This is a genomic window from Gordonia rhizosphera NBRC 16068 (genome assembly GCF_000298195.1).
Taxonomy (GTDB): Bacteria; Actinomycetota; Actinomycetes; order Mycobacteriales; family Mycobacteriaceae; genus Gordonia; species Gordonia rhizosphera.
On sequence record NZ_BAHC01000098.1, the window covers coordinates 1 to 12,596 of the forward strand.

The following is a 12,596-nucleotide window of genomic DNA, read 5'->3' on the forward strand; positions in this document are numbered from 1 at the left end:
CGTCGTGCACCAACCCGTTGGTGGCCACGGCGCTGCCGCCCGATGGTCCCGGCGTGCCGTCGAGGGCAGTAAACCGGCCTCCCGCTTCCCGGACCAGAATGTCGAGGGCGGCCAGATCCCACAGCGAGACCTCGGGTTCGGCCGCGATGTCGACCGCGCCCTCGGCGACCAGGCAGTAGTTGTAGAAGTCGCCGTATCCGCGGACCCGCCAGACCTCGTCGGTCAGCGCGATGAACTCGTCGCGGATGCCCCGATCGGCCCACCCGGACAGGCTGGAGAACGCCAGGCTCGCCGATGGCAGGTCCGCGACACCGGAGACCGCGAGACGGCGAGGGAATTCTTGACCGTCGAAGGTGGCGAAAGCGCCCAGTCCTTCGGCCGCCCACCAACGACGGCGCAGTGCCGGCGCCGACACCACACCCACGCGCGGCACGCCGTCGATCAGCAGGGCGATCAGCGTGGCCCACACCGGGACGCCGCGCACGAAGTTCTTCGTTCCGTCGATCGGGTCGACGACCCACTGCCGTCCGGTCAGCGCCTGCTCGCCGCCGAATTCCTCACCGAGTACCGAGTCGGTGTCGCGGCGTGCCGAAAGTCGTTGGCGCACCATCGTTTCGCACGCGATATCCGCGTCGGAGACGGGCGTCAGGTCGGGTTTGGCGTCGACCTGCAGATCCATCGCCCCGAACCGGTCCATCGTGAGCGCGTCGGCCGAGTCGGCGATCGACAGCGCGAGCTCGAGATCGTCGGACAGCGAGCGGCCCGACTCATCGATCGGCCGGGGTGATTCAGACATGACCGGTAGGGTAGCGGGCATGTTTCTCGCGGTGGCGTTCAGTCTGATGTTGGCGGCGCTGGTGGTGGTTCTGGTCATCCAGTGGCAGCGCGGACGCAACCCCCATCCGCTCGACCCGTCGAAGGCAGGTCAGTTCGTCCAGGGCACGCTGACCATCACCGGCGTCAGCGACCGGCCCGAGCTCGGCGACGCCAAGGGGGAGCGGTTCTGCACCCTGTCGGGCACCATCGTCGGGCCGCAGACCAACCCGGCCGAGGTCTACGGCACGCTGGTGCTCGGCGACGCCGAACCCTGGCCTGCGATCGGCGCCGACCTGCCCGTCGTCTACAAGCCCGGCAAGGCGACGTCGACCTGGCAGTTCGGCGAACTGCCGCCCCCGGGCCCGTCGTTCCCGCCCGGGGAGGTCCCACCGGCGTGACCGGCGGTAGTGTGGAATACCGTGCATCCTGATGTAACCGCAGATCTCGAATCCATCGACGCCACCTTGACCACGGTCGAGAAGGTGCTCGACCTCGATGAGCTGCGCCGTCGGATCGACGAGCTGGAGATGCAGGCCTCCGACCCGGACCTGTGGAACGACCAGGAGCATGCCCAGCGCGTGACCAGCGAGCTGTCGCATGCCCAATCCGAACTCCGCAGGGTCAGTGAGCTGCGCCAGCGGCTCGACGACCTGCCGGTCCACTACGAACTCGCCGAGGCCGAGGAGGGGGAGGACCGCACCGCGGCCCTCGCCGACGCCGACGGTGAACGTGCATCGCTGCGCGCCGACGTGGAGGCCATGGAGGTCAAGACCATGCTCGCGGGCGAGTACGACCCGCGCGACGCACTGGTCAACATCCGCTCCGGCGCCGGCGGAGTCGATGCCGCCGACTGGGCACAGATGCTGATGCGGATGTACATCCGCTGGGCCGAGAAGCACAACTACTCCGTCGAGGTCTACGACACGTCCTACGCCGAAGAGGCGGGCATCAAGAGCGCAACTTTCGCGATCAAGGCGCCCTACATGTACGGGACGCTCTCGGTGGAACAGGGCACGCATCGCCTCGTCCGGATCAGCCCGTTCGACAACCAGGGCCGCCGACAGACCTCGTTCGCCGAGGTCGAGGTGCTGCCGGTGGTCGAGACGACCGACCACATCGACATCGCCGAGACCGACCTGCGGGTCGACGTCTACCGCTCGTCGGGTCCGGGTGGACAGTCGGTGAACACCACCGACTCCGCGGTGCGCCTGACGCACATCCCCACCGGCATCGTCGTCACCTGCCAGAACGAGAAGAGTCAGCTGCAGAACAAAGCAGCCGCGATGCGCGTGCTGCAGGCCAAACTGCTCGAGCGCAAGCGTCAGGAGGAGCGCGCCGAACTCGACGCCCTCAAGAGCGACGGTGGCAACAGCTGGGGTAACCAGATGCGGTCCTACGTGCTGCACCCCTACCAGATGGTGAAGGATCTCCGCACCAACATCGAGGACAACAACCCGAGCGCAATCCTCGACGGCGACATCGACAAGTTCATCGAGGCGGGTATCCGCTGGCGTATGGCCGCGGCCGACGTCTGATCTCGGGCCGCCCATGACGTCGCTCGCTTTCGCGCCCGGCGCGACCCAGACGGTGATCGGACGCTTCTACGTCTGGTGCGCCACCGATGGCCTCGAGATCGTGATCTGGATCCTCGCCGGGCTGTTGATCATCCGTTTCATCCGGTGGGGTGCCGAAGGCTATGCGGCCCGGCAGATGACGCAGTTCGACCAAAGTGACGAGATCGTGCAGTCCGAGGACGCCAAGCATCGTCGGGCGCTTGTCGACGTCGTCTCCTGGACGCTGATCGTGGTGGTTGCGATCGTGGTGGGCCTCGCCATCCTCGTGATCCTCGGTGTTCCGATCTCCGGACTGGCCGGCCCGGGCGCGGTACTCGGCGCGGCACTCGGCTTCGGCGCCCAGCGGGTCGTCCAGGACATCCTCGCCGGGTTCTTCGTGGTGGCCGAGAAGCAGTACGGCTACGGCGACGTCGTCAATCTCACCACGACCGGCAACGGCGTGGCCGAGGGCACCGTCGAGGACGTGACGTTGCGGATGACGCGGTTGCGTACGGGTGAGGGCGAGGTGATCACCGTGCCCAACGGGCAGATCATCAAGGCCACCAACCTCTCCAAGGACTGGGCGCGGGCGGTGGTCGACGTGCCGATACCGGCCGACGCCGACATCGCGCTGGTCAACGAGACGCTCGACCGGGTCGGCGACGAGTTCTACGAACAGGAGCAGTGGCACGACCTGTTGCTCGACTCGCCGTCGCCGCTCGGGGTCATCGACCTCGAGCTCGACTCGATCACGGTGCGCATGGTCGCCCGCACACTGCCGGGCAAGCAGTTCGAGGTCAGCCGCGCATTGCGAATCGAGATCGTGCAGGCCCTCGCCGGCGAGGGCATCACCGTCGCCCCGGGGCGGGTCGAGGCGGGCGGCGGGCCGCCCGCGACCATGGCCGACGATGTCGGGAGCCGGCGCTCGTGACCCACGACCACGACACCGACGACCACGACAGGAACGAGGAACCCGCCCGCGAGGAGGGCCCCACCGAGCCGCGCCCGGTGATTCCGCCTCGCTTCCGGGACTGGGGACATATCTATGGGACCCAGATCCGGACCAGCACCGTAGTCCTGGTGGCCGCGTTCCTGGCCTCGGTCGTGCTCTACGGCTATACGTCTCAGCGTTACGGGATCGTGTCGCCACCTCCGGCGCGTACCCAGGCCACCACCACGACGACGCCCGAACCGACCTGGTCGTATCCGAGCTCGTCATCGGTGTCTCCGTCCCTCTCGGGGAGCGCCACCACACCCGGTTCCGGCGAGGAGGGGAGTGTCGGCACCGAGTCGGGACAGACTGCGAGCACAGCGCCACGCACGATCCCGGGTCTGCCAGGCGTGACACTGCCGAATTTCGACCTTCCCACGGGATCCACTCCGTCCACGGTGACCTCCGTGCCCTGACCCGGTGCCCGAGTTCACCGAGTGTTTGCGTGCCTTGTCAGCAAAACCCGTTGGCGGCCAGACGGTCGGTCGTAAAGTGATGGCGGCGCCGTAGCGGGCCTGTTCGGCGCCCAGGATCTCCGTCGGAAACGTCATATAGGAGTGACCATGTCACGTCCGTTCCAGGGCCGTATCACCGTCGACATCAGGGACTCGGAACCGGACTGGGAACCGTTCCTCGCGCCGTCCGCGCCCGAGGGCGCACCGAACGTCCTGATGATCGCGTGGGACGACCTGGGTTACGCCACGATGGACTGCTTCGGCGGACCCGTGCAGTGCCCCAACATGACGCGTATCGCCGAGAGCGGTGTGAAATTCGCCAACTTCCACACGACCGCACTCTGCTCACCGACCCGCGCCTCGCTGCTCACCGGTCGCAACGCGACCACCAACGGCATGGCCACCATCGCCGAGTTCGCGTCAGGATTCCCGGGGATCTCGACGCGCATCCCCTTCGGTAGCGGATTCATCTCCGAGGTGCTGGGCGAACAGGGATACAACACCTATTGCGTCGGCAAATGGCATCTGACCCCGGGCGAGGAATGCAATCTCGCGGCCTACAAGGGACGCTGGCCACTCGGGCGAGGCTTCGAGCGTTTCTACGGCTGGCTCGGCGGCGAGACCAACTGCTATTACCCCGACCTGATCCACGACAACCATCCGGTGGAGCCGCCGGCGCGCCCGGAGGATGGTTACCACCTGGCCGACGACCTGGTGGACAAGGCAATCGAGTTCATTCGGGATGCCAAGACGATCGATCCCGGCAAACCGTTCTTCATGTATCTGGCTCCGCAGGCGGGCCACGCTCCCCACCTCGTTCCGTTGGAGTGGGCCGACCGGTACAAGGGCGTTTTCGACGAGGGTTACGAGGCGATTCGGGACGGGATCCTGGCCCGCCAGGTCGAACTGGGCCTCCTTCCCGAAGGCACGCAGCTCTCGGGCATCAATCCCCATGGCGAGCCGAATCGCACCGGCCCCGACGGACAGCCGTGGCCTCTGCTGGACACGGTCCGGCCCTGGGACACCCTGAACGACGACGAGCGTCGGCTCTTCGTGCGGATGGCGGAGGTGTTCGCCGGGTACATCTCCTATCACGACGACCGCATCGGCCGGCTGCTCGACCACCTCGAGGAATCGGGCGAGATCGACAACACGATCATCGTTGTGGTCTCCGACAACGGCGCCAGCGGCGAGGGCGGCCCCAACGGCTCGTTCAACGAGTGGCGCTTCTTCAACGGCGTTCCCGATACGACCGAGACCACGCTGCCGCACATCGACGAGTTGGGCACCGCCGCGTCGAACAACCACTACTGCACCGGTTGGGCGTGGGCGCTGGACACCCCGTTCCCATACTGGAAGCGCTGGGCCGGCGCCGAGGGCGGTGTGGCGGACATGATGTTCGTATCGTGGCCGGCGAAGATCGCCCCGTCGCCGGAGCCGCGGCAACAGTACGTGCATGCCGTCGACATCGTGCCAACCCTCTACGAGCTGCTCGGGATCGAGCCTCCCGAGGTGATCAAGGGCCACCCCCAGGTCCCCATCGAGGGCGAGAGCTTCGCATCCGCGCTCACCGATGCGAACGCCGCGGGGCGTACCGACCAGTTCTACGCGATGCTGGGTCAGCGCTCGATCTACCACGACGGGTGGCTGGCCACCACCATCCATCCGCCACTGTCGGGCTGGGGTCACTTCGACCATGACGAGTGGGAACTCTTCCACCTCGAGACCGACCGCTCCCAGAGCACGAACGTGGCCGAGTCGGAACCCGAGCGGCTCGAGGCCATGAAAGGGCTGTGGTTCTATTACGCCGGTCGCTACAACGGATTGCCCCTCGACGACCGGTCGGCCATCGAACAGGTACTGGCCGATCGGCCGCATGGCGCGCCGGCCCGCGACCGGTACGTGTTCTACCCCGACTCGGCCGACGTGCCCGAGTCGGCCGGTCCGCAGCTCCCTGGCAGGTCCTACACGATCGCTGCCGGGGTACGCGTGGACTCGGCGGAGGTCCAGGGCGTCCTGTGGGCGGCAGGCGGCATCCCGGGCGGTCACAGCCTGTATGTGAAGGATGGCACGCTCCGCTATACCTACAACTGGGTCGGTACGGTCCTGCAGGACGTCGTGTCGGCCGCACCGATCGCACCCGGCCCGCACGTCCTGACCGCGGAGTTCGTCGCCTCCGGTCCGAACAAGGATCCCGCGATGCCGGGCACGGCGGGGACGCTGACGCTGTATGTCGACGACGACGCCGTCGCGACCTCGCCGCTGGTGACCCAACCGGGATACTTCTGTCTCACCGGCGACGGAATCTGTGCGGGCCGTGACAGTGCGTCGGCGGTGACACCGGAATACCAGGCGCCGAACCCGTTCCGTGGTGGGTCGATCGACAAGGTCGTCGTCGATGTCTCCGGCGAGCGCTACCTCGACCACGAGGGACAGGTCCGGGCCTGGTTCAGCATCGACTGACCTCGCATCGACCGACCCTGCGGACCGGCCTGCGTCGCTGAGCAGGGTTCTCAGGGCCCGTGGCTACACTGGCTTCTCGTGATCAAGCTGGAGAACGTCACGATGAAGTACAAGGCTTCCAGCCGGCCCGCCCTGTCGGATCTGAGCCTGGAGGTCGACAAGGGCGAGTTCGCTTTCCTCATCGGTCCGTCCGGCTCGGGTAAGTCCACCTTCTTCCGTTTGCTGCTCAAGGAGGATAGGCCGACAGCGGGCGAGGTGTACGTGGGGGACTTCCACGTGAACACCCTCAAGGGCCGGATGGTGCCCAAGCTGCGACAGTCGATCGGCTGTGTGTTCCAGGACTTCCGGCTGCTGCAGCAGAAGTCGGTGGCCGACAACGTGGCTTTCGCGCTGGAGGTGATCGGCCGGCCGCCGTCGACGATCCGGAAGGTCGTCCCGGAGGTGCTCGAGTACGTGGGGCTGTCGGGCAAGGCCGACCGCATGCCGTACGAGCTCTCCGGCGGCGAGATGCAGCGCGTCGCGATCGCCCGGGCGATCGTCAACCGGCCGCTGGTGCTGCTGGCCGACGAACCGACCGGCAACCTCGACCCCGAGACCAGCGAAGAGATCGTCGACGTGCTCGACCGGGTGAACCGGCGGGGTACCACGGTGGTCATGGCGACCCACGATCGGCACATCGTCGACGCGATGCGTCGGCGGGTCCTCGAGTTCGACAACGGTCGGTTGGTCCGAAACGATGCGCAAGGCGTGTACGGCATCGGCTGAGCCGTGCCGACCCGGGCCCACCCCATCCACACCGACCCGCAACGGGCGTCGGCAAACTCTGACCAGACTTCTGTTAGGACTGCGCAACCGGTATGCGAGCACACTTCCTCCTCAGTGAGGTTCTCAACGGGCTTCGTCGCAACGTGACCATGACCATCGCGATGATCCTGACCACCGCGATCACGCTGGGCATGTTCGGCGGCGGACTGCTGGTCATCCAGATGGCCGACAAGAGTCAGAAGATCTTCCTCGACCGCGTCGAGATGCAGTTCTTCATCAACGACGCGGTCTCCGAGGCCGACCCCAACTGTCGGGAGGCGCCATGCTCGGTCCTGCGGACCGACATCGAGAACGAACCGGGGGTCGGTCGGTGACGTTCATCGACCGCAAAGAGGCCTTCGAGCAGGCCAAGCAGACGTTCAAGGACAATCCCGACATCGCCGACAACATCCGCGAGGGCACGATCCCGGCGTCATTGAAGGTGCGGATGTCAGACCCCGAGCAGTTCGGCGCGGTGCTCGACAAGTACTCCGACCGCAAGGATCTCGGTGTGGACGGTGTGCTCGATCAGCGACAACTGGTCCAGCGGATCTTCAGCGTGCTCGACGGGACCCGCAATGCGGCCTTCGCCATCGCCATCGTGCTCGCGGTCGCGGCGATCCTGTTGATCGTCAACACCGTGCAGATCGCCGCGTTCACCCGGCGCACCGAGGTGTCGATCATGCGGCTGGTCGGTGCCACCCGCTGGTTCACGCAGCTCCCGTTCCTTCTCGAGTCGGTGGTCGCGGCGCTGATCGGTGCGTTCCTCGCGATCGGCGGGCTGTTCACCGCGAAGGTTCTGTTCTTCGACAATGCGCTCCGAGATCTGTACGGCGTGAATATTCTCGCCCGGATCGGCGTTTCCGATGTGTTGTTCGTGTCACCGTGGCTGATCATCGGGGCAATTCTGTTGTCAGGGGTCACCGCATATGTGACCCTGCGGGTATACGTCCGTGAATGAGTCGACCACCGAAGGGAGGTGAGAAAATGCCGAAGGAGAAGGGACGCAATGTGATCGCGACCAACCGCAAGGCGCGGCACGACTATACGATTCTCGACACCTACGAGGCCGGGATCGCGCTGGTGGGCACCGAGGTGAAGAGTCTGCGGGAGGGCAAGGCATCGCTGGTCGATGCATTCGCCACGATCGACGACGGCGAGATCTGGCTGCGTATGGTGCACATCCCCGAGTACGGGCACGGATCGTGGACCAATCACACGCCGCGCCGCAAGCGAAAGCTGCTGCTGCACCGGCGGGAGATCGACAATCTCGTCGGCAAGATCCGCGACGGCAACCTCACCCTGGTGCCGCTGTCGATGTATTTCAACGACGGCAAGGTGAAGGTCGAACTCGCCCTCGCCCGCGGCAAGCAGGCCCACGACAAGCGCCAGGACATCGCGAAGCGCACGGCCCGGCGCGAGGTGGAACGAGAGATGGGTCGGCGCGTCAAGGGGATGTGATCGGGTGCGTCGACACCGCATCCGATCCGTCCGCCGTCTCGTCGTCGTACTGCTGGCCGTCGTCGCCACGACGGTGTCGCTCGCCGGCTGCATGCCCGACCCGCCGGGCCGCATCGGCGGCGCGGGTGTCGCGATCACCGGGCTGCCGCCGACCCCGCCGATGGGCTGGAACAGCTGGAACACCTTCGGCTGCGACATCACCGAAGAACTCATCCGCCGACAGGCCGACGCCCTCGTCGAGTCCGGTCTGCGTGACGCGGGCTACCGCTACGTCGTCGTCGACGACTGCTGGGGTGCCGACCATCGTGCCGCCGACGGTAGCCTGCAGGCCGACCCGCAGCGGTTCCCGTCCGGCATGGCGGCCCTCGGGCGCTATCTCCACGCCCGTGGTTTGGCGTTCGGGCTCTACTCGGGGGCGAGCGCGCAGACCTGCACGCAGTACCAGGGGACCTATCCCGGATCGACCGGCAGTCGCGGCCACGAGACCCAGGATGCCGCCACGTTCGCCGACTGGCAGGTCGACTACATCAAGTACGACTGGTGCTCGAGCGACTCCGATCACGACGATCAGGTCGCGGCCTTCACCGCGATGCGCGACGCCCTCCGCGCCACCGGCCGGCCCATCGTCTACAGCATCAACCCCAACAGCGGGGTGAGTGGATCGGTGCCCGGCACCGAGTTCGACTGGGGTGGCGTGGCGACGATGACGCGGGCCACCAACGACATCACGCCGGCATGGTCCACCGACGCCGGCCCCTCGGGTTACCAGGGGATCATCGACATCGTCGATGCGATCGCGCCGCTCGGTGCGCGGGTGGCGCCCGGATCGTTCCTCGACCCGGACATGATGGTCGTCGGCATCGGCGACGGACTCACCGCGGCGATGGACCGCACGCAGATGTCGATGTGGGCGATGATGGCCGCACCGCTGATCGCCGGCAACGATCTGACGCAGATGTCGGCGCAGACCCTGGCGACACTGACCAGCCCCGCCATCCTCGCCCTCGACCAGGACGAGCGCGTCAGCGCCGGCCGGCCGGTCGATGACGATCCGGAGATCTGGTCACGAGCGGTGGGGGACAAGGGACTCGTGGTGTCGCTGACCAACCGGTCCGACTATCCGCGCACGATGTCGGTGTCGCTGGCGAGTCTGGGACTGGTCGGCGACGAGCGCGTCGTCGGCGTCGACGCCTGGACCGGCAACGAATACCGGGCCGCGCGCGGGGAGCTGTCGATGCCCGTCGGTGTCGCCGACACGGTGGTGCTGGAAATACGCTGATTGTGGACGCCAAACGCGCACACGAATGATGAACGCGAAGGTCGCGACGTGCGCGTTCACCAATCGGGTGCGCGTTTGTTCTCGGGCCGCGGGTCAGGCGGCGTGGGTGAGGTCCCGATTGTGCGGGTGTTCGTGCTCGTACCACTCCAGCTCGGCACGCTCCTCGGCCGGGATCAGCGGGTCCGCATGCACCACGAGTGGGTCACCAGGCTGGGTGTCGAGGCTCTCGTGGATCTCGAACCGGAACGCGGCAACCGACAGCACCAAGGCGACGAACGAGGCAACGCCATAGCCCCACGCGGTTGCAGCGGATGCCGAGTCGAGCGCGACCACGAACAGGCCGAGCAGGGCGAATGCCGCGAGCAGCAGCATGTACCCGATGTAGGAGAACGAGATCGACCGGACAAATGCACGCATTGCGCTCTACCTCCTTCAGTTCGTGCACCGGCTGGGCCGGCGCTCCTCTTCGATACATTCAGTGTATCGCTACAGGCCGTGTATCGATACATTCGGTGTAGCGTTTTGGGTCGGCGTGCTATTCCTGATGAATGGCCACGACGGAGAGTGGGACGAAGATCATGTCGTCGACGCTCGAATTGCTGCGCTCCGGTGGCCCGGATGCGGTGACGATCGAGTCGGTGGCCAAGCATTCCGGGGTTGCGCGCACCACGATCTATCGCCGCTATCGCAATCGTGAGGAGATGCTCACGGATGCTCTCGTCGCGGTGGGTGTCCCGGATCCTCCTCCGCCGGACATGCCCGGCGAACAACGCATGCGGTGGGTCATCCGTCGGTCGGCGGCGATGGTGTTCGACGGCATCGGATGTGGCGGCTTCGCCGCATTGCTCACCGACACCGACCCGGAGTTCAGCACATTGTTCCGGCGCGTGCTGGCGACGCATCGACGGGTGCTCGAGAATGTGCTCGAGGAGGGGATCGCGGCCGGGACGATCCGCCACGACCTCGACCCCGACACCCTCATCGACGGCGTCGTCGGTGCCCTCGTCGCCGAACGGGCCCGTACCGGGACCATCGCGCCCGGCTGGGAGGAGCGCGCCGTCGACACGTTCCGGTCGACCGTGTTGCCGTGAGTCGCCGGCTCAGCGGGTGGTCCGCAGCAGCACGAGGGCCAGCCCGACGATCCAGATGGACGCCCCGTAGAAGCTGACCCGCTCGAGTATCCCGATCCACGGCGTCACGCCACCCTCGCCGATTATTGACGCCTGCGACCCGGCAGCGAGAATCGCGCCGGCGATCACAACGGAGAACGCCCGGAATCCTGGGCCGTCGGCACCCGATCCGGCAGCGATGAACGCGACGATCGTCACCACCTGCACCGCAGATAAGTAGGCCACTGACTACCCTCATGCGCACCGTGGACGCATCCGGTCGCGAGCCCACCGATCATCCCGTCGCCTTTCACGCGATCGCTCGTGATCATGGTCAACCGGGAAACACCCCAGCACCAGGGTCGTTCGACGCGCCGGCGGGTGGCGGGAAGATTCCGCGCGCAGGTGTTGTTACACTGAAGCGCTCACCGAAAACTCGGTGGGTACCTGTCTCGGGGCTGATCGGTTTCGACTACGTGCGTCGAGGTGGGGGAAGCGTGTCGGTGCAGGCCAGAGACCACCGTAAGCGTCGCGGCAACCAATTAAGCGCCGATTCCAATCAGCGCGACTACGCCCTCGCTGCCTGAGCGACGGCTAGTCTGTCGGCCCGGGTGTGCTCCCAGCCCGGTCGCCGGCATCATCTTCGGGAGCTCACCGTCCTCGCCGGTCGCGGGCGAGGACGGGACAACCAACAGCGACTGGGATCGTCATCTCGGCTTGTTCACGTGACCGGGAGATCCGAGTAGAGACACAGTGAACTGCACACGGAGAAGCCCTACCGAAGCGACGGAGGACCCGGGTTCAATTCCCGGCAGCTCCACGCCGAAGGCCCAGGCCAGGACCGCAATCCTGAGCCTGGGCCTTTTCCGTCAGAACATCACCACCCCGTCGGCCGTGGGCTCCGTCCTATAGCGTGTGGCCGTCGTGCGCCCTCAGGAAGTCAAGCAGGGGGTCGCCGAAGGCAGCGGGCTGTTCGAGGGCCGAGAGGTGGCCGGTGTCGGGGAGCGCAATCAGATGCGCGCCGGGGATACGGGCGCTCAACGAGATCGAGGCCATCACGCCCGGATCGTGATCCTCCTCGCCGACGATCACCTGTGTGGGCACGGTGATCTCGTGGAGCCGGTCGGTGACATCGTCGCGGGTCACGATGGCACGCAGTGCGGCCATCATCGATCGGGCGTCCTGGGTGAGGAATCGCTGCCGCCATTCATCGATGAGCCGCGGTTGTTGCCCACGGGCAGTCGGACCGAACAGGGTTTTGACAAGCTGCGGCAGCACGACCTTCCGGGCGGGGGTCAGCCACACCGGGCCGAGCGCGTCGGCTTTCAGCTTTCCCGGCCAGCCCTGGGCAGATGCCGCGGTGTCGGCCAGCACCAGCGCACGCACCCGACCGGGATGTCGCAACGCCGCCCGGATGGCCGCGAAGCCACCCACGGAGAGACCGACCAGGACCGCTTGGTCGACGTGGGCGTCATCGAGGACCGCGACGAGATCGTCGGCCATGTCCCAGACCGCGTAGCGACGGCGGTGCGGGCCCGAGTGGCCATGTCCCCGGTTGTCGAGGTTGAGCACCCGGAACCCGGCGTTGACCACGGCATCGACCTGTGGCCACTGGTGACCGTCGCAGAACCAGCTGTGGCTGAACAGCACCGCCGGACCGGCCCC

Annotated in this window: 13 protein-coding genes, 1 other RNA gene and 1 pseudogene; 11 read left to right on the plus strand and 4 right to left on the minus strand. The window is 66.6% G+C overall.

Annotated elements, in window-relative coordinates:
• Positions 1 to 796, minus strand: a 796-nt coding sequence (locus GORHZ_RS11355) for an inositol monophosphatase family protein (protein WP_006333071.1), incomplete at its 3' end; no start/stop codon positions are given.
• Between the two features lie 19 nt (positions 797 to 815).
• Between GORHZ_RS11355 and GORHZ_RS11360 the strand changes: the two genes are divergently transcribed.
• The 9 genes and pseudogenes from GORHZ_RS11360 to GORHZ_RS11400 all read left to right on the plus strand — a co-directional run bounded on the left by GORHZ_RS11360 (position 816) and on the right by GORHZ_RS11400 (position 9,822).
• Entirely contained in the window at positions 816 to 1,214 is a 399-nt protein-coding gene (locus GORHZ_RS11360; RefSeq protein ID WP_006333073.1) for a hypothetical protein, read from the plus strand.
• A gap of 21 nt (positions 1,215 to 1,235) precedes the next feature.
• Positions 1,236 to 2,351, plus strand: coding sequence for a peptide chain release factor 2 (gene prfB, locus GORHZ_RS11365; protein ID WP_006333074.1), 1,116 nt, complete (start codon positions 1,236 to 1,238; stop codon positions 2,349 to 2,351).
• A 13-nt stretch (positions 2,352 to 2,364) separates the two neighbouring features.
• The gene (locus tag GORHZ_RS11370; protein ID WP_006333075.1) at positions 2,365 to 3,300 is read left to right on the plus strand and encodes a mechanosensitive ion channel family protein; all 936 of its coding nucleotides are present in this window, start codon (positions 2,365 to 2,367) and stop codon (positions 3,298 to 3,300) included.
• On the plus strand, positions 3,297 to 3,776 hold the full coding sequence (locus tag GORHZ_RS11375) for an Rv3103c transmembrane domain-containing protein (protein ID WP_006333076.1): 480 nt from the start codon (positions 3,297 to 3,299) through the stop codon (positions 3,774 to 3,776). The genes GORHZ_RS11370 and GORHZ_RS11375 overlap by 4 nt, the downstream gene beginning before the upstream one ends.
• A gap of 147 nt (positions 3,777 to 3,923) precedes the next feature.
• The gene (locus tag GORHZ_RS11380; protein WP_006333077.1) at positions 3,924 to 6,278 is read left to right on the plus strand and encodes an arylsulfatase; all 2,355 of its coding nucleotides are present in this window, start codon (positions 3,924 to 3,926) and stop codon (positions 6,276 to 6,278) included.
• 78 nt (positions 6,279 to 6,356) lie between these two features.
• Positions 6,357 to 7,043: a cell division ATP-binding protein FtsE gene (gene ftsE, locus GORHZ_RS11385; protein WP_006333079.1), complete on the plus strand. Its 687-nt coding sequence runs from the start codon at positions 6,357 to 6,359 to the stop codon at positions 7,041 to 7,043.
• A 92-nt stretch (positions 7,044 to 7,135) separates the two neighbouring features.
• Positions 7,136 to 8,043 (plus strand): annotated as a pseudogene (ftsX, locus tag GORHZ_RS11390) (permease-like cell division protein FtsX).
• 26 nt (positions 8,044 to 8,069) lie between these two features.
• A complete protein-coding gene (gene smpB, locus GORHZ_RS11395; protein WP_006333085.1) occupies positions 8,070 to 8,543 on the plus strand; it encodes an SsrA-binding protein SmpB in 474 nt (157 codons plus the stop codon).
• Between the two features lie 4 nt (positions 8,544 to 8,547).
• Positions 8,548 to 9,822 carry a glycoside hydrolase family 27 protein gene (locus tag GORHZ_RS11400; protein ID WP_006333088.1) on the plus strand — a complete coding sequence of 425 codons (1,275 nt, stop codon included), beginning with the start codon at positions 8,548 to 8,550 and terminating at the stop codon, positions 9,820 to 9,822.
• A 93-nt stretch (positions 9,823 to 9,915) separates the two neighbouring features.
• Here the strand turns inward: GORHZ_RS11400 and GORHZ_RS11405 are convergent, their stop codons facing one another.
• Positions 9,916 to 10,239, minus strand: a complete 324-nt coding sequence (locus GORHZ_RS11405; protein ID WP_006333090.1) for a hypothetical protein — start codon at positions 10,237 to 10,239, stop codon at positions 9,916 to 9,918.
• A gap of 131 nt (positions 10,240 to 10,370) precedes the next feature.
• On the opposite strand from GORHZ_RS11405, the gene GORHZ_RS11410 reads away from it, so the two are divergent.
• Positions 10,371 to 10,913, plus strand: a complete 543-nt coding sequence (locus tag GORHZ_RS11410; protein ID WP_006333091.1) for a TetR/AcrR family transcriptional regulator — start codon at positions 10,371 to 10,373, stop codon at positions 10,911 to 10,913.
• 9 nt (positions 10,914 to 10,922) lie between these two features.
• On the opposite strand, the gene GORHZ_RS11415 is transcribed toward GORHZ_RS11410, so the two are convergent.
• On the minus strand, positions 10,923 to 11,177 hold the full coding sequence (locus tag GORHZ_RS11415; protein ID WP_006333092.1) for a hypothetical protein: 255 nt from the start codon (positions 11,175 to 11,177) through the stop codon (positions 10,923 to 10,925).
• 208 nt (positions 11,178 to 11,385) lie between these two features.
• Between GORHZ_RS11415 and ssrA the strand changes: the two genes are divergently transcribed.
• Positions 11,386 to 11,754: a transfer-messenger RNA gene (ssrA, locus tag GORHZ_RS29985) on the plus strand.
• Between the two features lie 83 nt (positions 11,755 to 11,837).
• Here the strand turns inward: ssrA and GORHZ_RS11420 are convergent.
• On the minus strand, positions 11,838 to 12,596 hold a 759-nt coding region (locus GORHZ_RS11420; RefSeq protein WP_006333094.1), incomplete at its 5' end, for an alpha/beta fold hydrolase.